This window comes from Marivita hallyeonensis (assembly GCF_900129875.1).
GTDB lineage: Bacteria > Pseudomonadota > Alphaproteobacteria > Rhodobacterales > Rhodobacteraceae > Marivita > Marivita hallyeonensis.
Window position 1 is genome coordinate 480,835 of sequence record NZ_FQXC01000001.1, and the last position, 24,206, is coordinate 505,040.

The 24,206-nt window shown below is 56.5% G+C and carries 22 protein-coding genes and 2 pseudogenes; 8 read left to right on the forward strand and 16 right to left on the reverse strand.

Annotation, left to right across the window (positions count from 1 at the left end; all coding sequences use genetic code 11):
- Positions 1-20 precede the first annotated feature (20 nt).
- Positions 21-920: a tyrosine-type recombinase/integrase gene (locus BUA42_RS02380; RefSeq protein ID WP_425435016.1), complete on the forward strand. Its 900-nt coding sequence runs from the start codon at positions 21-23 to the stop codon at positions 918-920.
- A 922-nt stretch (positions 921-1,842) separates the two neighbouring features.
- On the opposite strand, the gene BUA42_RS02390 is transcribed toward BUA42_RS02380, so the two are convergent.
- From BUA42_RS02390 to BUA42_RS02405, 4 genes are read right to left on the reverse strand one after another with little or no spacing between them, the layout of a single operon-like run.
- A complete protein-coding gene (locus tag BUA42_RS02390; protein ID WP_218588598.1) occupies positions 1,843-2,196 on the reverse strand; it encodes a GlsB/YeaQ/YmgE family stress response membrane protein in 354 nt (117 codons plus the stop codon).
- Between the two features lie 15 nt (positions 2,197-2,211).
- Positions 2,212-2,481 carry a hypothetical protein gene (locus BUA42_RS02395; RefSeq protein WP_072776084.1) on the reverse strand — a complete coding sequence of 90 codons (270 nt, stop codon included), beginning with the start codon at positions 2,479-2,481 and terminating at the stop codon, positions 2,212-2,214.
- 25 nt (positions 2,482-2,506) lie between these two features.
- The gene (locus BUA42_RS20905) at positions 2,507-2,806 is read right to left on the reverse strand and encodes a hypothetical protein (RefSeq protein WP_072776085.1); all 300 of its coding nucleotides are present in this window, start codon (positions 2,804-2,806) and stop codon (positions 2,507-2,509) included.
- Between the two features lie 30 nt (positions 2,807-2,836).
- A complete protein-coding gene (locus tag BUA42_RS02405; RefSeq protein WP_072776086.1) occupies positions 2,837-3,445 on the reverse strand; it encodes a hypothetical protein in 609 nt (202 codons plus the stop codon).
- 128 nt (positions 3,446-3,573) lie between these two features.
- Between BUA42_RS02405 and BUA42_RS02410 the strand changes: the two genes are divergently transcribed.
- Positions 3,574-3,867 (forward strand): hypothetical protein, encoded by a 294-nt coding sequence (locus BUA42_RS02410; RefSeq protein WP_072776087.1) that lies wholly within the window; start codon positions 3,574-3,576, stop codon positions 3,865-3,867.
- Positions 3,868-4,557: 690 nt separating this feature from the next.
- The gene (locus tag BUA42_RS02415) at positions 4,558-6,753 is read left to right on the forward strand and encodes a S41 family peptidase (protein ID WP_072776088.1); all 2,196 of its coding nucleotides are present in this window, start codon (positions 4,558-4,560) and stop codon (positions 6,751-6,753) included.
- A 33-nt stretch (positions 6,754-6,786) separates the two neighbouring features.
- Here the strand turns inward: BUA42_RS02415 and BUA42_RS02420 are convergent, their stop codons facing one another.
- Both BUA42_RS02420 and BUA42_RS02425 read right to left on the reverse strand, forming a co-directional pair.
- Positions 6,787-7,653, reverse strand: a complete 867-nt coding sequence (locus tag BUA42_RS02420; protein WP_072776089.1) for a formylglycine-generating enzyme family protein — start codon at positions 7,651-7,653, stop codon at positions 6,787-6,789.
- A 61-nt stretch (positions 7,654-7,714) separates the two neighbouring features.
- Positions 7,715-10,036: an arylsulfatase gene (locus BUA42_RS02425; RefSeq protein ID WP_072776090.1), complete on the reverse strand. Its 2,322-nt coding sequence runs from the start codon at positions 10,034-10,036 to the stop codon at positions 7,715-7,717.
- A gap of 160 nt (positions 10,037-10,196) precedes the next feature.
- On the opposite strand from BUA42_RS02425, the gene BUA42_RS02430 reads away from it, so the two are divergent.
- Positions 10,197-10,727 carry an HdeD family acid-resistance protein gene (locus BUA42_RS02430; RefSeq protein WP_072776091.1) on the forward strand — a complete coding sequence of 177 codons (531 nt, stop codon included), beginning with the start codon at positions 10,197-10,199 and terminating at the stop codon, positions 10,725-10,727.
- A gap of 79 nt (positions 10,728-10,806) precedes the next feature.
- The gene (locus BUA42_RS02435; RefSeq protein ID WP_072776092.1) at positions 10,807-11,019 is read left to right on the forward strand and encodes a hypothetical protein; all 213 of its coding nucleotides are present in this window, start codon (positions 10,807-10,809) and stop codon (positions 11,017-11,019) included.
- Here BUA42_RS02435 and BUA42_RS02440 read toward each other — a convergent pair.
- The 8 genes and pseudogenes from BUA42_RS02440 to BUA42_RS02470 all read right to left on the reverse strand — a co-directional run bounded on the left by BUA42_RS02440 (position 10,990) and on the right by BUA42_RS02470 (position 17,357).
- Positions 10,990-11,301 (reverse strand): DUF5665 domain-containing protein, encoded by a 312-nt coding sequence (locus tag BUA42_RS02440; protein ID WP_084066080.1) that lies wholly within the window; start codon positions 11,299-11,301, stop codon positions 10,990-10,992. The genes BUA42_RS02435 and BUA42_RS02440 overlap by 30 nt on opposite strands.
- A 98-nt stretch (positions 11,302-11,399) precedes the next feature.
- Complete coding sequence (locus BUA42_RS02445) at positions 11,400-12,893, reverse strand: phospholipase D family protein (RefSeq protein WP_072776093.1); 1,494 nt, start codon at positions 12,891-12,893, stop codon at positions 11,400-11,402.
- Positions 12,894-13,013: 120 nt separating this feature from the next.
- Positions 13,014-13,190 carry a hypothetical protein gene (locus tag BUA42_RS21075; protein ID WP_178346832.1) on the reverse strand — a complete coding sequence of 59 codons (177 nt, stop codon included), beginning with the start codon at positions 13,188-13,190 and terminating at the stop codon, positions 13,014-13,016.
- Positions 13,190-14,863 (reverse strand): SulP family inorganic anion transporter, encoded by a 1,674-nt coding sequence (locus tag BUA42_RS02450; protein ID WP_072776094.1) that lies wholly within the window; start codon positions 14,861-14,863, stop codon positions 13,190-13,192. The genes BUA42_RS21075 and BUA42_RS02450 overlap by 1 nt, the downstream gene beginning before the upstream one ends.
- 81 nt (positions 14,864-14,944) lie before the next feature.
- Positions 14,945-15,106: pseudogene (locus BUA42_RS21495) on the reverse strand (IS481 family transposase); the annotation flags it as partial.
- A gap of 361 nt (positions 15,107-15,467) precedes the next feature.
- Positions 15,468-16,100, reverse strand: a complete 633-nt coding sequence (locus BUA42_RS02460; RefSeq protein ID WP_072776096.1) for a tyrosine-type recombinase/integrase — start codon at positions 16,098-16,100, stop codon at positions 15,468-15,470.
- A gap of 310 nt (positions 16,101-16,410) precedes the next feature.
- Positions 16,411-16,881: a GNAT family N-acetyltransferase gene (locus tag BUA42_RS02465; RefSeq protein ID WP_218588599.1), complete on the reverse strand. Its 471-nt coding sequence runs from the start codon at positions 16,879-16,881 to the stop codon at positions 16,411-16,413.
- A gap of 5 nt (positions 16,882-16,886) precedes the next feature.
- Complete coding sequence (locus BUA42_RS02470; RefSeq protein ID WP_143152594.1) at positions 16,887-17,357, reverse strand: hypothetical protein; 471 nt, start codon at positions 17,355-17,357, stop codon at positions 16,887-16,889.
- A gap of 256 nt (positions 17,358-17,613) precedes the next feature.
- On the opposite strand from BUA42_RS02470, the gene BUA42_RS02475 reads away from it, so the two are divergent.
- From BUA42_RS02475 to BUA42_RS02490, 3 genes and pseudogenes are all read left to right on the forward strand, one after another.
- A complete protein-coding gene (locus tag BUA42_RS02475) occupies positions 17,614-18,210 on the forward strand; it encodes an HAD-IA family hydrolase (RefSeq protein WP_072776706.1) in 597 nt (198 codons plus the stop codon).
- 628 nt (positions 18,211-18,838) lie between these two features.
- Positions 18,839-19,412 (forward strand): annotated as a pseudogene (locus BUA42_RS21390) (tyrosine-type recombinase/integrase).
- A 655-nt stretch (positions 19,413-20,067) separates the two neighbouring features.
- Positions 20,068-22,395 carry a DUF805 domain-containing protein gene (locus BUA42_RS02490; RefSeq protein WP_072776099.1) on the forward strand — a complete coding sequence of 776 codons (2,328 nt, stop codon included), beginning with the start codon at positions 20,068-20,070 and terminating at the stop codon, positions 22,393-22,395.
- 412 nt (positions 22,396-22,807) lie between these two features.
- Here the strand turns inward: BUA42_RS02490 and BUA42_RS02495 are convergent, their stop codons facing one another.
- Positions 22,808-23,857: a hypothetical protein gene (locus BUA42_RS02495; RefSeq protein WP_072776100.1), complete on the reverse strand. Its 1,050-nt coding sequence runs from the start codon at positions 23,855-23,857 to the stop codon at positions 22,808-22,810.
- A 46-nt stretch (positions 23,858-23,903) separates the two neighbouring features.
- On the reverse strand, positions 23,904-24,200 hold the full coding sequence (locus BUA42_RS02500; protein WP_143152595.1) for a hypothetical protein: 297 nt from the start codon (positions 24,198-24,200) through the stop codon (positions 23,904-23,906).
- Positions 24,201-24,206 lie beyond the last annotated feature (6 nt).

The following is a 24,206-nucleotide window of genomic DNA, read 5'->3' on the forward strand; positions in this document are numbered from 1 at the left end:
ATCCTACGTTTGCAGAGCTCGTGGACATCGTATTCGAGGCAAAGAGAGACGGTTTACGAGGGGGTGGGACGCGCGGACGCTGGCGCAGCCCGCTGGACCGATTCATGATCCCGAAGCTTGGAAATATGCATGGATCGGAAATCACGGCGCGGGATGTGTCCGACGCGCTCAAGCCAATCTGGCGCACAAAGCACCCCACTGCAGAGAAGGCGATTCAACGCACGCGCATTGTGCTTCGCTCTGCCAAGCGCATGGGGTTTCCGACCGATCCCGATGTGGTGGACAGCGCCCAAGAGATACTTGGGATCGTCAACCACGTGGTCGAGCACTCGGCGCATGTCCCGTGGCTGGACATACCCGATCTCTATTCGAACCTTCCAAACACTGTTGCTGGAGCCTGCAATCGCTGGCTCATTTTGACCGGGACCCGCATGATGGCTGGTCGCGGCGCAAGGGTGCCGGAGGTTGCAGACGATGTGTGGACGGTTCCTGCGGATCGCATGAAGGGCAAGGAGGGGCTGGTCGCGGACTTCCGCGTTCCGTTGTCAGAACCAGCAATGGAGATCGTCGAGCGTGCGCGGGAGTTTGGGCAGGACCACATCTTTCCATCGTTGCGCGGTCATGGTCCGATCACGGACGCCGCGGTCGAGAAGTGCTTGCGTCAGATGAAGGTGGGCGGCACGCCGCACGGGTTTCGGACCTCGTTTCGAACCTGGGCGCAGGACATGGGGGTGTCATTCGACGTGGCGGAGGCGGTGCTTTCGCATACGGTAGGCAACAAAGTCACCCGCGCCTATGCGCGCTCCGACCTTCTGGATCAGCGTCGCATCGTCATGGACGCCTGGGCGCGGTTCGTGACGGGCCAAGAGACGGTGCAATTACAGCGGGACGGCAACGTCATTCCAATGCAGCCGCACTAGCGCAGACGCCGACGGCGCAACGTGCCAATGGTTTTCCATCTTGAACCTGTTATTCCGATGTGCCGCTGTTTGGACGATAACGATACCAAACCTGAGGCGATCCGGGCGGAAACCGGACTTTCGCTACGGTTGCAGCTAGCTCATCACATCATCTCGAGAGCAGCCATTCATGTTTGGTCTTGATCTGTGCTCAAACGAGGTGAATATCTGGGCCCATGTAGTTAATTCAGAAAAACGATATATCATTCCACTAGCCAGGGTTTCAAAAGCCACTTTAGCGTTTGTGAAGCAACTTGCTTAAGTTTAGTTCGAATATGATCTGTTTAAAACAGCATTGAAATTCTCTTACGGCTGCCGGACCATAGTGGCGAATTGCCGTGGAGAGACTTAATTTGGACGCCGCTAACCGGAATTCTGTTGCATGTTCAGGCGTCGACCGCAATCGAGGACGTTACGTGGTGAAACGGTGGGCCCAACCAAGCCACCACGCTTGCACGGAACGAGCCTGCCGCGCCAGAAGGGATGACTCTTTCGTCCCTTCCTTTCCGGCGTGCTCTATCCGAGCGGTTTCTCTGGTGGCGACGAAAACCTGGCGGGTATGTCCTCTGCGCAGCGCGTATCCCTGCGCGAAAGCGATTTCGAAACGGCTTCTGGCTCGTCAGTGACACCGGAAAGTCTGTCGACTTTTTATACCACGATCTGGGTGATGGTACAACGTTCGACTTGTACTGGGAGAGTGATGGCAAGCGCAGACGCCTGCACGATCTGGAAGGCGTCGGATTTTCACCCGACGGAAGGTTTCTTTTGACCCTGAGTGACGAAGGCAGGGACTCCAAGCTCGTCCAAAACGAAATCGGCTTGCGCAGTAGAACGCTCGGGAAAGCATCGGTCCCCGCGCGTTGGTGCTGCTTGAAGAGGGTCGCTAGCGCCGGATCAGCTTGATGATCAGAAGCAAAATAATTGCCCCCAACAGCGGTGAGAGGATTGCCGCGATAGTGTTCCCACCAAAGGTCAGACCAAGTGCCGGAAACACGAAGCTGGCCAGTATCGATCCGCCGATGCCAATCAGAACATCTTTCAGCAGCCCCGATCCGGAGCCTTTCACGATCATGCTGGCCAACCAGCCGACGATCGCGCCAATGACGATGGCAATGCCAAGCCCGATCACAAGCCCCATGCCTGCGCCGATGGCTTCAGCGGTTTGTTCCTGCGCGAAGCCGGGGGATGCCGTCAGAGCAGCAGTGACGACATAAAGGCCTTTAAGATCACGTCTCATGTTTGGCTCCTTGTGTTATTTTACGGCTCGGTTGCCCAGAAAACGGCAGATTGCCGACAGCAGAACCAAATTGATCAACGGCGCCAAAGCCGCCAGCCAAGGCCAACTGCCTTCGGGGGCCGCGTCGATCAATCGGTTCCATGGCAAGCCGAGTGGCATCAAAAAGATGCCGGACAAGGGATCACGTTCTTGTCCGAAAAGCCCAAACTGACCGATCAGCAGCACCACAATGGCAAAGACCCAAAGCGCTGCGAACAAGCCAACAACGATTTTGCAGAGTTTCATTGGATTGTCGCCTTCACCTCTGACGTCACAACGTGCCCTCGTTCGTCAAAGAGGTAATGTCGGCGGTTGTTCCGTCGCTATAGCCAATGCAGCTCCAGCGTGCGCGCTGTGGGCCGACGCCTACGATCACCGTGGTTCCTGCTTGCGAAAACTCGGACGACATCAAAACGACGTCTGGATTGTTGGTCGATCTTGTTACGTCACGAAGACAAGCTTGCTCTTCGACGGAAGGCATGGAGGACGACGCGCCTCCGGTGTCTTCTACACAGGCACCAAGGGCCAAAAGGGCACTCAGGCTTGCAAACAGCTTGTGAGATTGGGTCATTTTCGTCGCCCGGTACTGTTGAAGGGGGGGTCATTCAATCCCGATAATCAGATTGTAACTCTGTTCCGAACCGGTCCGGTTGATCACTTCGATAACGTGGTCGCCGGACTGCCAGAGCTGCCCACGATATTCGAGGTCACCGCCGGTGCGCTCCAAAAGGAACGATCCGTCCGGATTAAAGATTTGATAGTCGAGCGTTGGACCATCTGCGGCGACGCGCGCGTGTAGGTCTTGTTCCGCAGCAGCTCCGATTACGTATTGCCGCGATGCGCCCGGTGCCAAAGTGTCGCTCAACTCGGTGCCCGAGGTACCAGCGTCAAATCTGACCTGTACGCGATCAGACGACCCGGCCATCGCACCGCCACCATCGTCCATCGCGCTCTCAATGCTCAATTCCGCGACCGTTCCGTCGGAGTAGGCAAGGCACCGCCATGTCGTTCCGCCGAGATCGCGCAACATGACCAGTGTCGCGGCCTCGGAAAACTCTGAACTCAGCACTTCACCTGACTGACCATCCGGACCACCGACGACCCTGAGCTGATCAATACAGCCGTCAATCGCTTCCTGCTCTGCAGCGAACATCGGGCTTGCGACAATCACCAAAGCGACCGCAGAAGCGGTAAGGCCATTGTATGCCATGTCTGAACTCCTTTGATTGGCTGTTTCAAAGCGTAGCGACGGATTCAAATTCCAGCAAGTGTACACTTCTGGGTTGAGGGGTCGTCAAACTTCGGTATCGTTGACCCTAGGGAAAAAGGAGTGCCCCTATGAAACGAGCCACAAAAATATCTGTCGTAGCGATTGTTTCTTTAACTGCCTGTGTCGAGCAAAGCGTGCCCGTGGGCCAGCCAGCGGTCGGCAGCAGCAGCGACCTTTCCGCGTTTGAGGGTGCCCGCGCAGGTCAGGCCGAAATGGGTATTCAGAACCTTGGATACGAACTCATCCGGACCGAAGGTTTGACGGTGTTCTGGTTCAACCGCAGCACGGGTGCCTGCGCACGCATAATGACCTCTGAAGGCCGCTATTCCGATGTGACCATGCTCCCATCGGGTGATTGTTGATGTGTCCATACCAGTAAAGCCAGGTTCAAATAGCTAAAGGAAAACCAATGAAAAATGTTCTTGCTGTCTCCGCGTTCCTCGCTCTCTTGGCAGGATGCGTCCAAGAGCAGCCCTTCACGACAGAGGCCGATATTTCGGAATCCAACCGCGCATCCGAATGTCCGGTGGACGTGACTGAAGCGGATCGGGAAAACTACCCCGCATGTAATTGATCGGACTGCTGTTTCAGGCGGCACAGATACGCTAGCCGACAAGACCAGAAGCTGAATCTGCCATGGAAGTCTGTCAGCTTATCGCAGGAATCGTTGGGGCAGTTTACCTCGTTGTCCTGTCGCTACTCCTGACCGACTCTTTTTGGCTTTGGTCAGGAGTAAAAGCAATTAGGTCATCGTTGCCCATGCATGATTGCGAATTGAGGCAGCTGCCGAGGTTAGGTTATGCGCTCCAGTCGGACGTTGGAATTGGCTGAATCCTACCTCTCCAAAGTCGAGTGAAATTGCTCTTCCAAAGGTTGAGGCACCGCCCGTTTGAAAGGTCGAGGAACACACCATGCGACACAGGTTCATATTAGCCATTGGGGCAAGTCTCATTGCCAGCGCTTCAGTTGCGCAAAATGGGCCAAGCTCGGTTGAAGGAATCGTTTCTTCCGAAAGCTTTATCTTTCAGCCGCAATACTGGCCAAATCCGTCCGTGGGCCTTCTGGATGCCACAGGGTTTGTTGCCGGTGACTTTGACCGTTTCGTTCCAGCCAATGACCAAGTGCTTGGACGGTTCACCGACCCGCTTTTCACTGGGGAAGGGCGCTACCGGATCGACCTTCCCATCGTCCCGCCCGGGGGACGACTTGACCTGAACCGGGACGGCAGGCCCGCGTTGGGTATTTTTACGCTGATTTCCGCTCCAAACCTGTCCGCCGACAGCTATTTGGAACAGCTTGAACAATTTGGCGGTCTCTTCTCGATTCTGATCGACCAGCAAACCGGTGCCATAGAAACCGGTTCGCTGTTGCTGTTCTCGGAGGACGGCGCGGAGACCTTTCCGTCCGCATGGGGCGACGATGGCATATGGTTCTCGGACGACGACCCGCAACAGGTCGTGCCACAAGGTTGGTCGGTCGCGAGATTGGACGCTGAGGGGGGCGTCACGCTCGAGACTGATCCGCGTCCGGAGATCAACACGATCGAAGCGGCGGATGCGGCGTCTCCCGACTTCTCCAGTCTAGGCTACGTGGAGGCGTTCGATGCGCTGATCGACCATTTGCGGACGCACTACGCCTACACCGAATTTCGGGGTATCGATTGGGATGCGGTCTCTGCTCGCTATCGTCCAGAAATGGAGGCTGCGGCGGATGCCGATGACGCAGGCGGCTTCTACCTCGCTTTGAACGCTATGGCCCTGTCTTTCGAGGACACACATACCGCAGTCAGTGCAGGTTTTCTGAACGAAGCGATCAATTCTGCCAAGCAGGAGGCCGAACTGTCTCAGTTTGGCGCGGGCGTCGGTGCCGAAGCTTTGGTCGTGTCTGACCCCGATGCGGGAATTCTGCCCGGCGACATGATCTTGGTCAGCAGGGTTGCTGAAGACTCTCCCGCTGAAGAGGCTGGTTGGACGGAAGGCACTGAAATCCTTGAGATCAACGGTATGCCCGCGCGCGAATACCTTGCGACATTGCCTTTGATCGAGGCGACGGGTGTCGCTGAATTGCAGCCCTATCTGAGAGCGCCGCGGTTGTTCAGCTTTCCTGACGGCGCAGAGGTTTCTTTCACTTTCCGCAATCCCGACGAACAGGATGCTCAGACCGTTCAATTGACGGCGGGCGACTTCTTCTTGCCCTTCGAGATGTCGGAACCCGACACGTCCACAATGCCGATCGATTTCTCGTCTGTCGGTGGCGTGGCCATTGTCTCTTGGCGGAACTTCTCGGATCACATGCTGTCAAAGATCGCCGTGCTGGAAGAGGCGCTTCAGATCGAATCCGAGACCGGCAGTACCGGCATGATCCTTGACCTGCGCGGCAACGGGGGCGGATTGGTCGAACTTTACGAGGTCATGGCGTCCTACTTCTTTACCGAAGACAATCCCATGCCCGAACAGCCCTTCGATACATGGGGGTACGATGCAGAAGCGGGTGCATTCGTCAGACTTATGTCGACGGATCGCACGCTCTATTCACCGCGCGCGGATTTGGCGTTCACAGGCCCGTTGGTCATTCTGATCGACCAGGGCTGTGCCAGTTCCTGCGAATATTTTACCCAGCATCTTCAGCTTCTCGATCGCGCAACTGTTGTGGGCCAGCATGCCTCTCTTGGAGCGGGCGGGTTCATTGACCGGATTAATATGCCGGCGGAGATTTCGTTTCAGTACACGGCGATGCGCACAACCTTCCCCAACTCGGACGAGCCGAACCTTGAGGCTCGGGGCGTCATCCCCGATGTCCGTGTGCCAGTCACGCTTGAAACGCTTGCTGCCGTCCGCAATGGCGAGGACCCGGTGATGGACGCGGCGTTTAACGTCATAGCCGCGCTGTCTGACCCCCGCCTTAAGCTGACGGCCACGCCGTGGGTTTGGACCATGTCCGCTACGGCAGATCTCGAAGAAGTCGAGATTGATGCGCCCGAGAAATACGAAGTCACATTCTCTGAAGATGGCAGCTACGCACTGCAGGCGGATTGTAACCGTGTCACTGGAAATTGGACGCTTGAGGATACAATGCTGACGATGACGCCGGGCCCGGCGACTCTCGCCCTCTGTCCAGAGCCATCGAAAGGCGAAGCGTTCGCGCGCATCATGGCGTCTTCGAACGCTGTCGATTTCAACGGGAACGATCTGTTCATCATCGTGGAGGGCGACGACTACCGAGTGTTGCAGTTGGAAGCTGTCGAGTAGAGACGCTGTTCCACCGTCCGCGTGGGACGCGGCTTACGCAGATCGCGCGACCCGAAAGCCGATATTGCCCGCGCTGCTGTCGGGTGAATTGGCACTGCGCGCGGCAACCCGGTAGCGGTTGCAATAGCTGTCATGGCAGAGGTACGACCCACCCCGCATGACCCGGTTTTCTCCGGTGGAAGGACCTTGCGGGTTGAGCGGCGATGACAGGGCGTAGGCGTGTGGTGAAAACCAGTCGGCGCACCATTCCCATACATTGCCCGTCATTTCATACAACCCAAACCCATTTGGGGGAAAACTGCGCACAGGGCAGGGGCCGATCCATCCGTCATCTCCGGTGTTCTGTTCGGGAAACTGCCCCTGAAAGACGTTCATCATGTGCCGCCCTTCCGGTTCGCGGTCATCGCCCCAGGGATAGCGCGCCTGAGCGATTCCGCCTCGTGCGGCGCATTCCCATTCCGCCTCCGTCGGCAATCGGGTTCCGGACCATGCACAAAACGCAACTGCGTCTGTCCAGCTGACATGGACAACCGGATGGTCCGAACGGTCGTCTATGTCGCTTTCCGGTCCTTCCGGATGTCGCCAGCACGCGCCCTCGACCTCTCTCCACCAGGGGGCCGAGCGTACGGCGCGGGTCGGCGGGTGATCGTCTGCCAACAAACCCGCAAAGACGAACGAACTGCCCAAGGTCTCTGCCGTCGTCACGTGGTTGGTTGCGGCGACAAAGCGCGCGAACTCCGCATTCGTCACCGTGGTTGGCGCAATGTCATACGCGGGCAGTGCAACCAGATGCGGTGGGCCTTCGCCATCCTCTGGATAGCCCTCCGCATCATCCGTCCCCATAACGAATTCACCCGCCGGAATGCGGACCAACTCCGGCACATCACCTGTCGTGGACACCGTGGAAGAGGTCTGGTCCCTTGTGCCGCCCGCCGGTCGTGAAGGTGCACAACAGTGGCCGTCAGTCACGGGCCAGAAGCGCGTGGAACTCGCGTTCAAGGTCAAGCTCGGGCTTGCCGCTCACATCCACGGCAACGAACCGAATGTCCCCACCGGTAAAGCGGTTGGGTGGCTGGTAATCGGGGCTCACCGGATCGGCGCTGTCCCATCCGATACACAACCCATCGCCCGAGAGCGTGAACTTGCCCGGCTGTGTGCGCATCGTCCCCTCGGCGACGGTCTGCCCACCCACCCGAAGGCTCATCTTGCCGTTGGCCACGTATGTCGGCTCTTCATGGGTTTTCTCGAACACCATCCCAACGGCGACGTTTCCTTCAGGCAGCGGGTCTGGCGACACCAGTCTTTGTTCTTCGATCCCGAGGAAATTGTAGACGTAGTGCAGATGCCCGTCCTTCACGTACAGCGAATGGCCGCCAAAGCGCGAGCCATGGGCAAAGATCACGCCAGACACATCCTTGGTCAGGTTCTCAAGCTCGGCACCAATCGCAAAGGACCGCCCGCGGATATTAACGGCGACCGATTCCGGCACGGCCGAGGTGCCGGGCTTGTAGACGTAGCGATCCCGCTCTTCAGGACCGGGACGCCACAAGGTGAGTTGCTCTCGGGCCGTGCGGTCATCAAGCGGCAGGACGTCATTGGCCTCGGCTTCGCGCATCCAGACGTCCACCAGTTCCTTGACCTTTTCTGGGTTCTCGGCAGACACATCATGGCATTCGGTCCTGTCCGTTGCGATGTGGTAAAGCTCCCAGTCATCCTTGTCGAAATGGCCGGCACCCGTCAGGGCCCCGTGTTTGGCCACGGCTTTCCAGCCTTCATGGTAGATCGCCCGCGTACCAAGCATCGCATAATACTGGGTCTTGCGCGCATCCTCTGCCTCGGCTGCTTCAATGGCAGAGAGCATGGATACCCCGTCCAGATGCGATTGCGGGACACCGCCGATCTTGTCAGGGTTGTTGATGCCGACCATGTCGAGGATCGTGGGCATCACATCGACCGCGTGAAAGTACTGGTGCCGGATTTGCCCGGCCACTGGTCCCATGGATTTGCCATGGGTCACGATGCACATGTCTGCGATCCCACCTTCGAGAGAGTAGCGTTTGAACATCTTGAACGGCGTGTTGAAGGCCCAGGCCCAGCCGGTGGGATAATGGTTATACGTGTTCGGACCACCAAGCTCGTCCAGCTTGGACAGGTTTTCCTGCAGGTCGTCGGGCCAATTGTTGAAGAACTTGTTCTCGTTGACCGATCCATCGGGTGTGCCTTCTCCGCTGGCCCCGTTATCGGACACGGCAACAAAGATCGTGTTTTCCAACTGCCCGGTCTCTTCAAGATAGTCGAGCAGGCGTCCGATCTGATGATCTGTATAGCTCAGATAGCCTGCGTAGACCTCGGCCATACGGGCAAAGAGCTTTTTCTGGTCATCGTTCAGACTGTCCCAAGGATGCACCATATCAACCGCATTGATGGTGTCGGTGTCCCACGGGTTGATCTCGGACAATTCCGTGCCTTCGGGCAGGATGCCGATCTCCATCATCCGCTTCCACGCATCGACGCGGTACTGTTCGTAGCCGGCATCGAACTTGTCTTTGTATTTTTCGATCCATTCTTTGGGCGCATGGTGGGGGGCGTGGGTCGCACCCGGCGCGTAGAACAAAAAGAAGGGCCGATCAGGGTCGGCTTGTTTGGTGTCGGCGATAAAGCTGATCGCTTTGTCTGTCAGGTCTTTGGACAGGTGATAGCCGTCTTCCGGCATGTAGGGCTGTTCAACATCGTGGTTGTCGTGGACAAGGTCGGGGTACCACTGATTCGATTCACCGCCAAGAAAGCCGTAATACCGATCAAATCCGCGGCTTGTCGGCCATGTCCGCTTGGATGCGGCTTGGTGAATTTCGGTGTCCGGCGACAAATGCCACTTTCCGATGGCATAGGTCGACCACCCCTCATCGCGCAGGATTTCGGCCAATGTGCCGTTCTCCGGCGGGATCACGGCGCTCATGCCGGGAAAGCCATTTGCGCCTTCCACGATACAGGCCATGCCGTTGCGATGGCAGTTGCGCCCGGTCAGCAGCGAGGCGCGGGTCGGAGAACACAGAGCGGTGGTGTGCCACTGGCTGAACCGAACGCCCATATCGGCAAGCCGATCCATTGATGGCGTTTCGATGATGTGCGACCCAAAACAGCTGAACGCCGCGATGCCCACATCGTCCCACACGATGTAAATGACGTTTGGTGCGTTTTTGGCCGCTTTCGGTGGCAGGAAAGGATCCCAGTCCGGCTTTGAGTCACGAATGTCCAGACTGATTGTTCCTTTGAAATCGGCCATCGTCAAAAGTTCCTTTCGCTTTCGTAAAACACCAAGCCCTCGACCAAGTCATTTACGCAAGTTTTCGTTGCACATGACAAGCAGTTCTTGACTACTTGGGGTTGAATAGGCTGCTGTTTCAGCGATCATTGTCGTGCGAACGAATTCGAAGGGATATGCAATGGCGCTTTGGTTTGGTTGGGCCTTGGGTGGGGTTTTAATGCTCATTGGCGGTATCTTCGCATTACTCAATCCGTTTGGCGCATCGCTCGCAGCCGTCACCTTGGCGGGTTGGGCGTTCCTCCTTGGCGGCGGCCTACAACTTTTTGCGGTCTTCCAATCGCAAGGCTGGGGCTCGCGCCTTTGGGCGCTGGTGCTGGCGATTGCGTTGCTCTGGCTTGGACTATCGCTTCTCGTTCACCCCCTGGCGGGCATGATTACTTTGTCCTTCGTGGTTGCGATCAGCTTCATCGCCAGCGGAATTGGCAAAGCTATGATGGCCTTCTCGCTGGTCGATCGCCGCGCCTTCTGGACGTTTGTTCTGTCCGGGGCGATATCGGTCCTGTTCGGTATTTACATTTTGGCGACGTTCCAAACGTCTGCGGCAACGATTTTGGGCATCTTGCTCGGCGTTGATCTGATCTCGACCGGGATCACGTTTTGCATCTTTGCCTATTACCTACGGGACAATCCGGCACTCAAAGCGCAGTAATTGCGGATATCGGTGACCTACACGAGCATGGCGCAACCATCGTCGAACCTGTGCCGTACACACTTGCGAGATTGCCCCTATGTCAAAGATGAACATGTTCGCGGCTGGGCTGGCGGTGGTCGCTGCCTGCGTCGGCTTTTATTACTGCGCCTCGCCCGATGAAAACTGCCTGCGCGCCAAGGAGATCACATCCGCCGTGCGCGATGGCGGGTTCGATCTTGAGGCGCTCAAGGCAGAATGCGCCAGCAGCACGCGATGGTCATCAGGGCGCAGCGATCTGGATTTGAAGTAAAATTCGCGCGGCCAGATCGCCGATGATGGGGACAAACTCGATCTGCGCCAACAGCAGTACGAGGATCGAGACAAGGATCGTCGCCCCAAGAAACGACCCCAACCCAAAGGCCATCCCGCGAATGAACTGCGCCCAGAGCATCTGAAATGTTGAATCCTCGCGCGCGATGAACTTGCGATTGGCCAATTGCTCGACCGCTAGTGCAACACGATCAAGTCTGTCTTGATCGCTTGCGGTCAACTGACCCGAAAGATCAGCCTGCCCATTATGTGCTGTCGTCATAAGCGTCCTCAAAACCGTTAACGTCGTATGTGCCCAACCATGTGCCACGCAGGCGAGGGCAGCGAGCGTGCAAAAGACAGCGCCCCTGGTCGCCCAGATCAGAGCTGACCCTCGACAGGCAGCCAGCTTGTGATTTTTGCAACGATCCTGTCCAATAGCCGTGCACCCGGTTCGGTCGAATAGGTTTCCGCTCCGGCAGTGCCTTCATAATACCAAGCCAGCTTTTCGTTGTCCGTCAAGCGGACCTGAAACGCATAGTCCGACGCAACGGCGTCGACCCGGGAACGGATGCCTTGCGCAAGGGATGTGCTATCACCGATCAAAGCGACTTCGGTGTTCAATTTGAATGAGCGCGGGTCCACATTTGTCGATCCTGCGAACACCGTTGTCCCGTCGATGACAGCCAGTTTGGTGTGCATTGTCAGCGGCGTGTCGAGGCCGTTCACCAACGCTGGGGCGTCCGCACGCACCTCAAGCAATTCCACCCCCGCCGCCAGCAGCCGTTCACGGTAATTCGCGTAGCCGCCATGCACATATGCGTGGTTGTTCGAGGCGAGAGAGTTGGTCACAACCCTGACCCGCACGCCGTTTTGTGCTTGCGAGATGAGCAGGTCTGCGAGCGCGTCTTGTGGGACGAAATAGGGCGTCATGATCAGGATATCGTCGCGCGCCCGTTCCATCGTGTCATAGAACGCTTCGGCCACCGCAGACGGCCCACGCCCGGGCCGCAACCGCAATTTTTGGGGATGATCCACAATGATCCGAGCCGTTCCTTCGTTCAACGGCGTGGTGCCGTTCGCAACGGATGTCAGGAAATCCGACTCGATAGCCCCGGAATAGACCGAATACAGCTCTGACTGACTCCTCTCACGAAACTCTGCCACCACCTGCTGCAAGGGTGACGGGTCAGATGTCGCGATGTTTTCCAGAGGTACCGACCACTGATCATTCCAGTAGAGATCAAAGGCTTCAGACACCTCGTCGGTCACAGCACCAATCAGGAGAAGGTCAAAGTCGGCGAACTCGTGATCCGTCCCGATCTGATAATACTCGTCCGCGATGTTGCGACCACCGATAATGGCAAGCGACGCATCCGCTACCATGGCCTTGTTGTGCATCCGCCTGTTGACGCGGGCGAAGTCGAGGAGAAAATTCATCGCCGCAACACTGTTGCGCGACAACGGATTAAAGACCCGGATCTCGACATTCGGATGCGCGTCAAGCGTTGCGATCTGATCATCGCGTGCGGTGGTGAATACGTCATCGAAAAGCAGCCGGACCCTGACCCCGCGCTCTGCCGCTTGATAAAGCTCAAGCCAGACCAGCGTGCCGGCCATATCCGGCTTAATCAGGAACGTCTGAAGATCAATGGACTCCTGCGCGCCTTCGATCATCCGCAACCGCGCACCCAGCGCGTCATTCCCGCTTAGCAGGGGCACCAAAGCGGTGTAGTCTGCATCGCCATTGCTGAGTTGAGCGGCCAAATTTGCGGCTTCTGTACCGTCGCCCGGCAAGGCCTGACTTGCGACGCGCTCTTCCTCGAACGGCACGTAGGTGCAACTGGACAGCGACAGCAGAAAAAGCGCGGCCAACAGGAGCCCCGTCGCTGCTATGAGTCTCGAAATTCGTAGGAGCATGACGCCCTTCTTACTTAAAGCGGAGGAAACGGCATTTCACGGTTTACCGTATCACGCCGCTTCTCAGAGCGGCGGTCACGGCCAGACAAGGTTCAGAACAAAGATCACGACAAACACGGCTCCGAACAAGGGCCAACTCCACCGGGGCCCACCGTCCTTGTGCCGAACGTACCAACCGGCGCGCTCCATCCAGTGCACAACACCCAGGATTAGCAGACCGGCTACAATGGCGTGGGCAAGGTCGAATTGCATTATGGCGTACTTTCGATATCTGTCTCGGTCGGCAACCCGGCATCGGTGACAAGTGCTTCGGAATAGGCTTTGGCGGTTGCGGCAAACCTGATGCTCTCTTCTGGGTATGCCATCAGGACATCTGGCAGTAACCCTTTCGACCTGAGCATTTCAAGCGTTTGCGGCCCAACCTCAGTCAGGATCAGGCGTCCACCGTTTTTCTTGATGGCTTGCGCATAGCTTTCAAGCCACTTCAGACCAGTCAGGCTTCCAAAGCTTCGATCGCGTACACGCAGAATCACGGTCGCCCCGGCGGCGGATTCAGGGTCTGGCATCAACGTGTCGAAATCGTAGACGCTTGCGAAATAGATCGGACCATCAAGCTCAAACACACGCACATCGCCCGTCTGTAAGGGGGTGGAATTCGTGATCTCTTCCCATTCACCGCCTGACGTTTGCGCCAGTTCGACAAGCCGCCCGTCTTGCGCCGCCTTGACGGCAAAGAGCAGCAAGGACAGGAACACCCCGGCAAATATCGCGGCGGTCAGGTCTACGAAAACCCCAACAATGATCGTGACAAAAGCCATTGCTGTCGAAAGGCGCGATACCGACCATGCCTTGACCAGCGCGCGGCTCTCTTTCCACATGACCTCGACACCAATCACGATCAGAAGTGCGGCAAGCCCGGTGAGCGGGATCAGGTTGGCCAGACTTCCTGCCACCACCAGAATGAGCGCAAGCATCACTCCCGCAGCAATGCCCGCGAACCGTGTTTCGGCCCCACCCGAGGCGTTAATCCCGGTCCGCGACAGTGACCCGCCCGCTGGCATCGCCTGAAAGAACGAACCTGCCAGGTTGCCAAGTCCCTGACCAAGGAAATCGCGCGACATGTTCGTGCGCGATCCGTCCTTGTTCGGGTAAGCCGCGCCCACGCCAGAGCTTTCGGACAACCCGACAACCGTCGCCGCCAATGCGCCGCCCAAAAGCAACGGAACAAGCGTAAGGTCAGGCAAAACCGGTGTGGGCAGGGACGCCAATCCGCTGGGCACCGATGCTATATCGGCGGCGACTTCCACGGTTTCCATACCGACGACCCAGACCAGAACCGCCGCGAATGCGATCACAAGGAAATCGGCAAATCCGCGCACAGGCGTACGTTTGAGTGCAAGCAGCACGGCAATCGACATCAATCCAGTAAAGGCTGTGGGCCAATTCCATTCCGGAAAATGAAGGAAAATATCGAACGCCTTGACCAGCTTGTTGGTGTCCAGATCGGAACTGTATCCGACAAGATGGCGCAGCTGTCCAAGAACAACCAAGAGGGCTGTTACAAAGACAAATCCCGTCATCACCTCCTTGGACACAAACCGGATCACGCTGCCGAGTTTCAGCGCCCCCAGCGCTGTCATCATCACGCCCACCATGAAGGTCAGGGTGAAAAGGGCAGTCACAGGGTCTACATCGCCGGACAGGTCGGCAAGCGTGTCACCCGCAACCAGCGCTAGCGCATTGGTCAGGGTGACGATCAGCCGAGATGTGCTGCCGGTCGCGGAGGCAACAGTGGTTGTGACCATCCCTGTGTAGAGCCCGTAGATCGGGTTGACGCCTGCCACCAGCGCATAGGCCATTCCTTCAGGGATTGAGACGAGGGCGACTGTCAGCCCGGCCCGCATGTCCGGCACAAGTGTCGCCAAAGATAGTGACCTTAGTGTCCTGCCCATCCGCTAAGGCCCTAGTTGATTCGATCGGGTTCAGAGTGTGGGACAGAAAATCCGGGTCTTCAAATCTTTAACAGTCTCGTGCTTCCGCCACTTGGCGAAGGTCTTGACGTTAATTCCCAACTCACGGCTCAGCGCCGTGTTCACAGCTTGCGATCGCTGAATTGCTGCTCGTATGGCGTGCGTAGTCGTCGCGCACCAGTGACGAACTTGTCCCATAGCGCTTCTTTCTATTGCAGCGAATGGATCGCACCATCAAACCGTAGGATCAAATCTATAAACGTGCGAATTCTTCGAAGAACGTCAGGCCTGTCGAGAGTATCTGGCACGGGCCAAGGCGCGTCCAGCTTAAAAAAGGCATATGCCGAACTGATCGCGCATTTTGAGGCGGCGGACAAATAGCGCGCCAAGCAGGTCTTGGCGTCTCGTGACCGACGTCACCTGCGTTTGTAGTGCTGAGACACTTGCGCATCCATACATTTGCGATCGCGCGAATGGCCGCAATGCGGGCTGCAAGCGCAGCAATTGGGATATATGGCGAGTTACCGCTATGGGCCGTCCTCTCGAACGGCCCTTCAGTCTAGATTTCAATAGCTTCCGCAATCGCCAAGGCATCCTCAAGTTCGACGCCCAAGTACCGGACTGTGCTGTCCATCTTGGTGTGTCCAAGGAGAAGCTGAACGGCACGAAGATTGCCCGTCTTCTTGTAAATCTGCGTCACCTTCGTCCGCCTCATCGAATGCGTGCCATATGCGCTGGCTTCTAGGCCAATTGATGTGACCCAGTCCCGGACAATGCGGGCATATTGGCGGGTGGAAATGTGAAGGCGTTCGTGAAACCGGCCTGGCCAAAGATACTCGGACCCGACCATGAGCTCGTCTTCCATCCACTTTTCGACCGAAGCGCGCGTACCTTCTGATATCTCAAATCGAACGGGCTTCTGTGTTTTGCTTTGAAGCACCGATGCCCGTTCTTTGATCTGACCAGACGCCATGACATCGACAACTTTCATCCTCACTAGGTCACATCCACGCAGTTTGCTGTCGATCGCCATGTTGAACAACGCGAGGTCTCGATGGTTCTCCGCAAGTTCAAGTCTGACGCGGATCGCCCAGACGTGTTTTGGTTTCAGTGGTCGTTTCTGGCCAACGATACGTCCCTTGTTCCATGCGGGTCTTAGCGCGCGAATGGCTGGTAGGTTTGGTGTTTCCATGACTGATCCTCCGATCCGCCATGCCCTCCACAACGACAACCCGACGTTGACAAGACATCATATCACAGGATTGCTGCGCTGCCTCTGAGGTCGGCTTCGAGCCCAAACCCGGTCATTGTGGTCTTATGCTGCGCGCGTGTGCAGCACAAAAAAACGCCGCATTTGCTCCGATGGTGGCGCTGCGTGGCGGCGAAGATACTGCCATTCGTTGGCAGTGCTGCGACTATTTTGAGGGGAACTCACAGGTCGCGGGACGAAGTGTGAATTCGCTGCGAGTGCACCAATGTCGGCCTAAAGTCTTCTTCTAAGCTCAGGCCAGGGTGTACTTCTTACAGACCGCACCGGGTTTGCTTTGATAAGTATGAAAGCCAATCGCATCGTAGAAAGCGAGACCGGATTCATTGGCCGCTCCAATCGTGGCGTCTATTTCAGTCACGTTCGCTTCCCGCGCAGCATCCAGCGAAGAGGCAAATAATGCCTTGCCTACGCCACGACCTGCCGCTTTGGCGTTTACATAAGTTCCGATGATGCCCCATCCTTCAGGAAGACCATATGCGTTGACTTCTGTCGCCCGTTTCAATGACTGGAAACCGAGGATTTCACCATCGTCATCGACTGCAACTGAGCAACGCAAACGATCTGGGTGATTGACGTAATGTGTCGACACGTGCGCAACGCTGCTGGGTCTCTCACTTTTCCAAACTGATAGAATGTCTCGCAAGATTTGGCTCATTGCAGCAGCGTCTTCTGCCAAAGCCTCTCTGACCGTCACCTGCGTCATGCGGATTATAAGCCGAAATTCAAGTAATCTGACACTTGGGCCAGACGGTTTTGCGACCGTCCGAGCATAGTTTCTGTCCATGCTGTGACCTCATCTCGAACGATATTCATTTCCCAGATGCAGCCCACAATCTCATCCACACCATCTTTGAAAACTGTGGGTTCGTCCCAATGCGCCTTTATCTGAAACGGCTGTGCTAACACGCTGCCCCACTGCCAATAGAAGACGGGGGAGACCACTGCGGTTTCGGCAAAGTGTATAATCTGAAATCCAATTCCATGGTTTCCCGCCGTATCGGTCAAGGAACCAGCTTTCGGGAGGCGTTTCAGTGTCTCGTCTGTTGCCGCTGCCGCCACTTCCGCGTCAAAAGCTCTGCCGTCTGCAAGGATCGCATATCGCTTCAATTGCCAGCCCTGCGTGTTCACAGACTCTATGCGCAAGACTTCACGCTCTTTGAACGGTTTGAGGTGTTCCAAGTTTGGTCTCCAAGGCTTCAGCGTCCACCCTACTGATGTGTGTGAGATTCAACAGGGTCAAAAAGTGTGGAAGCTGACATTTGCCGCAGAACAGTCTCTCGGGAGGTTTGGGCTCACTTCGGACCTGTCAAGGTTTGGTGTCGCTCGAAAGTCGCGAACGCTTTTGATGCGAGGGCTTCACGATACTACTTCGAATGTCGATAACAGCTTGCTCAACATTTCAGAGAGGAGAACTTTAGTGACGGTCAATTGTCTGATGCTCGACGTTGATGGCGTACTAGTGGATGGCCGTCCAAAGGATGGATTGCGTTGGGACCATGATCTGCAGAAGCACATGAAAATACCGACTGATGTTCTCGTCGAAGAGTTCTTCGAAGCTGAGTGGAATGACATCGTCGTTGGCAAAAAGGCACTATTGCCGACGCTTGCGGGGGTCCTAAGGCGCATCGCGCCCACGGTCGAAGCTAATGATTTGGTAGCTTACTGGTTTAAAATGGACTCCAGAGTTGTCGAACCAGTTCTCTCCGACATTCGTGCTGCAAGGCGAGGTGGGATTTCTGTCTATTTGGCAACGAACCAAGAGCACATGCGCGCGGCCTATCTGATGGAGGTGATGCGACTGTCTGAAGACGTGGACGGGATCGTGTACTCGGCGCAAGCAAGAAGCAAGAAGCCTCAGCCTGAGTTTTTTCGTTTCGCGGAGAACGCAGTCGGCCGCCGACCGCATGAGTTGCTTTTGGTTGATGACACAATGCCAAACGTCAGTGCTGCGCAATCGGAGGGTTGGAACGCTGTCCACTGGGATCGAACTGAAGAACTGCGCACCATATTGCAACGTCACATCAAGAACTAGGGCTCGAAGCCGACATTGGTTTCGCGCAACCAGTTCGCCATAATGTTCGGCGAGCGCTTCGACGCTTGAGCATCTGAAACCGCATGGGCCGGACCGGATACACAAAGTTCAGGACACTCCCGACTGACAACGCCAGCATTGAAGCCTTCAGAGGCTACAACAATGAAGTCCCGCACAGTGCAATCGGGAACAACGTCCCAGCCGCGCTTATGTAATTGCGGGGCACGGCCAGCCAGTCTGTGTTATCATATAGTCGGGAAGCTTCCCCCAAGCAGGGGCAGTTTCGGTAGCACTTCAAAACTTGAACAGACCTAACGTACCAGCACGGATTCAAAAAGTGAGCATGTCTTAGGTTCGGTTCATCTTCGCCGGTTTTCGTAAAGGCCTCTGAAGCCGATACTCATTTTCGATGCAGCATCAGGCAAGGACGACTCAAAGCGGCCTTTTGCAATCCCAGCGATGGAACAGCTTGAGATCCTCCGACAGCGGTCATCCGTTCCGACCGTACACTTATTCCGTAAGCGCGGTGCTGATGTCTTGGGATGGAGGGAGGATTGGAGGGCAAATCATGCCAAGAGTGCAACCTCCCGCAGTCACACCGAAACGAAAAGCATGAAACAAGGGGAGGATCATCGGTCAAAAACGTCCGTTGCTGCCTAAACAGGTCTGGGCAATCCGCGCACGATTAGAGCTTGCGGGTGACCTACGCGACCTGGCTTTCTTCAACGTCGCAATTCATAGCAAACTGCGCGGCTGCGATCTGGTCAAACTTGCCGTGACGGATCTTGTGCAGAATGATCGTTTCCGAGAGCGTGTTTCGGTGATCCAGAGCAAGACCAAGCGACCAGTTCAATTCGAACTGACGGAAAACACGCGACAAACCGTGTTGGATTGGATCAAGTCGCCAGAGGTGTTTGCCTACAGGTTCATGTTCCCAAGTCGGTTTCATGACCGTCCGCACGTATCAACCCGACAGTATGGACGGCTTGTTCCGCGACTGGGTGACTTAGGTTGGCCTAAAATCGAGCGGCTACGGCACCCATTCGCTTCGCCGTACGAAGGCAGCTGAGATTTACCGAAACACAAGTAACCTCCGCGCGGGGCAATTGTTGCTCGGTCACACCAAGGTCGACAGTACTGTACGCTATCTTGGTGTTGAAGTCGAAGACGCTCCGACAATTGCTGAACGGATCGACATCTGAGTCATCTTGGCGAACGGTCCTGCGGTTCGCCATACCATAGCAGTTGTCCGTCATTCGTGCGTCGTTGGATCATTCCGAGCCCATCCTGTGAATTACCGTTTTTCGCTGCGAGCGCATGCAGCAGGGATTTGCCGCTTACGCTCATCTTGTGATCTGGAATGCGGCGTAGAATTCGACCATTGGTGCCGGGCGTAGAGAGATCTCGTCAGGCAGTGCGCAAAACGCGGGTGAAGCATGGGCTACTTGCTGAACAAGTCCGATATTGGCGTGAACTTGCTGTGATCAAAGGCATTTCGGACGTGGATAATGCGCGTGCAGCGATTCAGCTTTATGACGGGTCTGAGGCCATCATCACTGCTACAGTGGCTCAGACAGACGCGTTCCACGCGACGGCTTCGAATGACGCAACAGGAGACTTCCTAATGCCTATGGTCGGAGTAGTCCCTGACCCGTTTGCAGCCGAGGGAAACCCGGCACTGAGCACAGCAAAAAGCCGCGCCATCCCACCGCGGCCTTTTTGATCCGGAAGGTCAGCATACACCCCGGGACCAATTTCAGATCTTGTAAAATCAAATGATCGCTAAGTTACAGTCATTGCGTTGACACAATTAGCACCCAAAAAATGGCTTTGCACTGAACGTGTTAAGGGGGCCACATGGGCAAAGAATTCCAGACCTATCTGAAACAGCACGCCTTCGCGTTCAAGGGACGCGCATCTGCGGGGGAGTTTTGGCATTTTACCAGCCAGATCGCGGTTCACCTGATGATCGCTGTGGTCGTTCTGGCCGTTTGCGAAGCTTTCACCTCCAGCGCTGCGTCACGCCCGGACGGAATTCTCTGGTTCCGCATGTTGTTGATCGTCGGTGGCATCGTCGCCTTTCTGGCGCTCGCGCTGCCAGTCACCGCACTCGCAGTCAGGCGCATGCACGATCTGGACCGCTCGGGCTGGTGGCTTCTGCCGTTGGCCCTGAGCGGGCTCGTGTCGTCCATCGCGCTCTGGGCGCTTCTGGGGATCACGCTGCTTATACTTTTGAAAAAAGGTCAGGGGCATGCAAACAAGTTCGGTGACGTCTCGGCGTTCGACAAAGAAGACTATCTGACGTCCCTGCAACTGCTTTGGCGACGTCACAAGGTGGCACCGCCCGCAATGGTCGCCTGCCTTGCCGGTCTCAGCTACGTTGGGTTCTACAGCCCACATACGGACACCCAACCGAAATCGCTCGGCGATGGCCAGTCCGAGTACTACCTCATCGATCGCCAAATGCCCGCGGATTGGGCCCTGATCTTGCCGGATGACAGGTTGGTTCGTCCCTCAAACGTCCGGTTTGATAATCTGCCATCTTTCGGAGGCCGCCAGCCCACAAAGTTCTCGAATGGGGAACTGGTGTTTGATCTGACCGAGCGCGATCTTGGTCTTTCGCTCAGCGGCGAAAAAACTGTTCGCATACACCTTGTAGGTGACCCGACGCCGCGGGCCGCTTGGCGCGGTGGGCAAACACATCGCAACTGCAAACGTGGAGAAGAGGTTGTTGAAAACCTCTACAGCATGCGGGACACCACGCGTCTGGAGCTCGAAATAGAGTATGAAAGGCTCACTCGCGGAGAAACGTTCGAGGAGTTCTTTAAACGCCAGTCTCGCCTAGGCTGCATACCGGGAGACGGACCCATTCGTGCCAAGTACCAACTGATTGACGAACAGAACAGGCCGTTGGCCTATGGCAACTGCTTCACAGAGGAAAAGCTGTGCAAATTCGCGACATGGCTGCCATTCGAGCGCAAGGGCTGGCTGGCTGTGGCCGAAGAGGATTTCGACAAGATCGCCGAGATCCGCACCCGAGTGGTGCGCTACCTTTTGGACGCGACAAATGAGAACGCAAGCACAAACATCGTCATTCCTGACCTCGACGCGCTTGAACCCGCGCCGTTCGATCCAGAGATTTTCGTACCGGCGCCGTCCTTTACATCTGCTGTTCTCGATCCCGCAAGGATACCCGATCAAGGATACCTGCAAGCCGTGTTTGATCGCCAGACCCCTGAAACGGTCGCACATCAACAGACCGTTCCCCAGATTTCGCTGAATTACAGCAGATCCGGCCCGAGCGGGATTCCGTCCAAACGGCTCGCAGCATATTGGGTTGGAAAGCGGACGTTTGCAGAACCGACGCGCCAGAAACTTGCACTTGATGTCGCCCACGCCATCGCCACCGTGCGCATCAACGGCAAAACCGTGTACGAGTTCGCACCCAGACCCATCACCGGCCAGGACATCAAGACATCCCTGGAAAACCCGATGTTTGACAATAGGCATATCAGGGCCAGCGTTGTTTCAGGCGGACCACGACCCGAGAACCCGTTTGAATTTGAGTTTCCGGCAGGGGACAGCATTGTTGAAATTGAATACGTCAACGACTTCCACGTGGCCCAATTTGCCTTTGCCATCGGCGACATCATTGGGCCTCTTCCCCGTAGCGCGATGAAGGAGCAACTTGACCGTCTGGGCGTAACAAACGCCGAGGTCTTCTATTTCGGCGTCTACGCTTCTTCGCGTCCGGATGCGCGTATCGACATCACGCTGCCCCCTTCTGACAGCCCTGCAATATTGATCCTGGACAGCTTTAGCTCGGTTGGTTGGACAGTGGACACAGCCCGGCCAATCGCCGCCACGATTGTCAGCTCAAGCTCGGCAACGACAACCGTACGCAACGGCGACTGGGGCACCGTCCTGCATCTGAATCGCCCCATAGGGCTGCACGACGAAACACAGGATTGCAAATGTAGCCGCGGTTCCGTCAGATGCGGTTCAAATCAAGATGTGATCGACGTGGCAGACGCAGTGCTTGGCGTGACTGGCCTGCCGCTGTCCGGCTATCATATGGAATACGACATAGGGCTTATGAAAGCGAAACCTTATAACGCAAGCGTCCGCGACCGCATTCAGCAATTGCGCAGAGAGTTTGACGCATTACATCAGACCTGCAGCTAGCCTCTGGATCTGCGGTTAAACCTGCAAGCTTTGACCCGAGGCTTGAACGCGTAGGCCTATAAAAACTCCACGGCCTGTGCTTCCAGCGCCTCTATTGGCACAGCCTTCAGTGTGGTGTCAGTTTTGCAGAAGTCGACGATTGCGAACGGCTGCAACGGTGACATGCGCCGCGCCGCAACACCAAACATGCCGCAGGCGCAAGCGGATGCTGCGTCAGCAAAGATGCGAAACTCAAAGTTGGAAATGTCCGGCTGAGCAGACCTTGGCTCCGCCAAAATGCTGCGCGATCGATCAATGTCCGCTTCGGGGAAGCTGCATCGCGGCGACGCGACACAAGGTCAATGGCCGGTAAGGGCCGTAAGTCATTTACGCTCAGCTCAAGTACACATTGGGGGATATTCTGACCATCAGGTCAATCCTGTAAACTTGCCTTCAGATTGTAAGAAGCCGTAATGAAATCGTCGAACAGCGTCGGCAAAAGGTGTTCTTTGATCGCATTGTTCAGGGCGATGTCGGCGCGTGCCTCTTCTTGGCTTGATTGACCTACAGCCGCTTTCTCGAGTTCCAAGGCATCCAACAAGGCAACAGGTGTGCCTGCGACGGCTTGCAGCAGGGCGCTGACGGTCAGATGCTCGACCTGGTTGTTGTTTTGGGGCGGGCCGACGAACCGTTCGTGGAAACCGCTGACGCCCCAGACTTCGCCAACCGACATCGGTTTTGCCGCGTCATACTGGTAAATCGTTTTCACGCTGAAGCGCCCGACATATCCGTGGTCGAATACCGGTCGGCCAAGCCCGGGGATGCGCCGCGTCGTGCCAGCGACAAGGGTTTGCCAAGACATCAACGTTGCGGCTTCGATGGAGCGCAGTTTGGGCCCGTGCTCTAGTCGGCGGTCTTCGGGCAAAGACAGGATATAGGCGTGCGACACATCCAGAATGTCGAATGCCGCATCAAGGGCTGTGTCGTCAGGATTGCCACCTGCGCGGTATGCGTAGAACCGTGCATAGGCCTGTGACAGCACGTTGAGATACGGACGACCACGTTCATCAGCCAGATGCGCAACAATCGCGAGTGGCGTCCAACCATCTTTGGCAAGAGCAGGTGTTTCTACATCCCAGAAAGCGCTTGGGATGGCTCTGCCGTAGGCAGCGGACACGTTCGATAGCGTGGTCAGGTCCTCGGCATACTCCAAGAGTGACGCGGGACTGACCTGCGCGCGTTCTAGACGCGCCAGATGCGCGGCGACTCCGGTGTCACCCAATACTGGTTTTTCGTTTAGACCCGCAGCCAGGAGGGCGCGACGGACGTCTTCAGCCGTTGCAGTCACCTGAACCTGTGTTGCACGAGGCGGGAGGGTGCGCGGCGGATCGGTTGCCACGTCTATGATCTCGCGTTGTATCCAAAAGACCGCGACCGTGATCCCGGCAACGACACAAAGCGCGATTCCCAATATCCACTTCATCACATCTTCTCTGGGTCAGGGTCGATGCTAGTCAGACCCACCCTGGTCAGAACCTCTCATAACCGATCACTTCGTCTCCGCTGTATTCGCATTGGCCAGCGGCACGAATGTCTGGATCAGTCCAGTCAACGACCCAGTAGATCTTTGTCAGGCCACCATTTGATGAGGCGGGCCAGACCGATAGCGCGGCATTTGGCAGCTCCGCGAATTCCGGCACGTCCCAGAGGTAGTCGTGGCATGCTTTGAGGGCATCCGTCGTTTGCCGGTCAAACGCCAGAACAGCCGTTGTCATCGACAAAGCGACAATACCAGCAATCGGAAATGTGCGGGTCAAGAGTGTCATCATTCG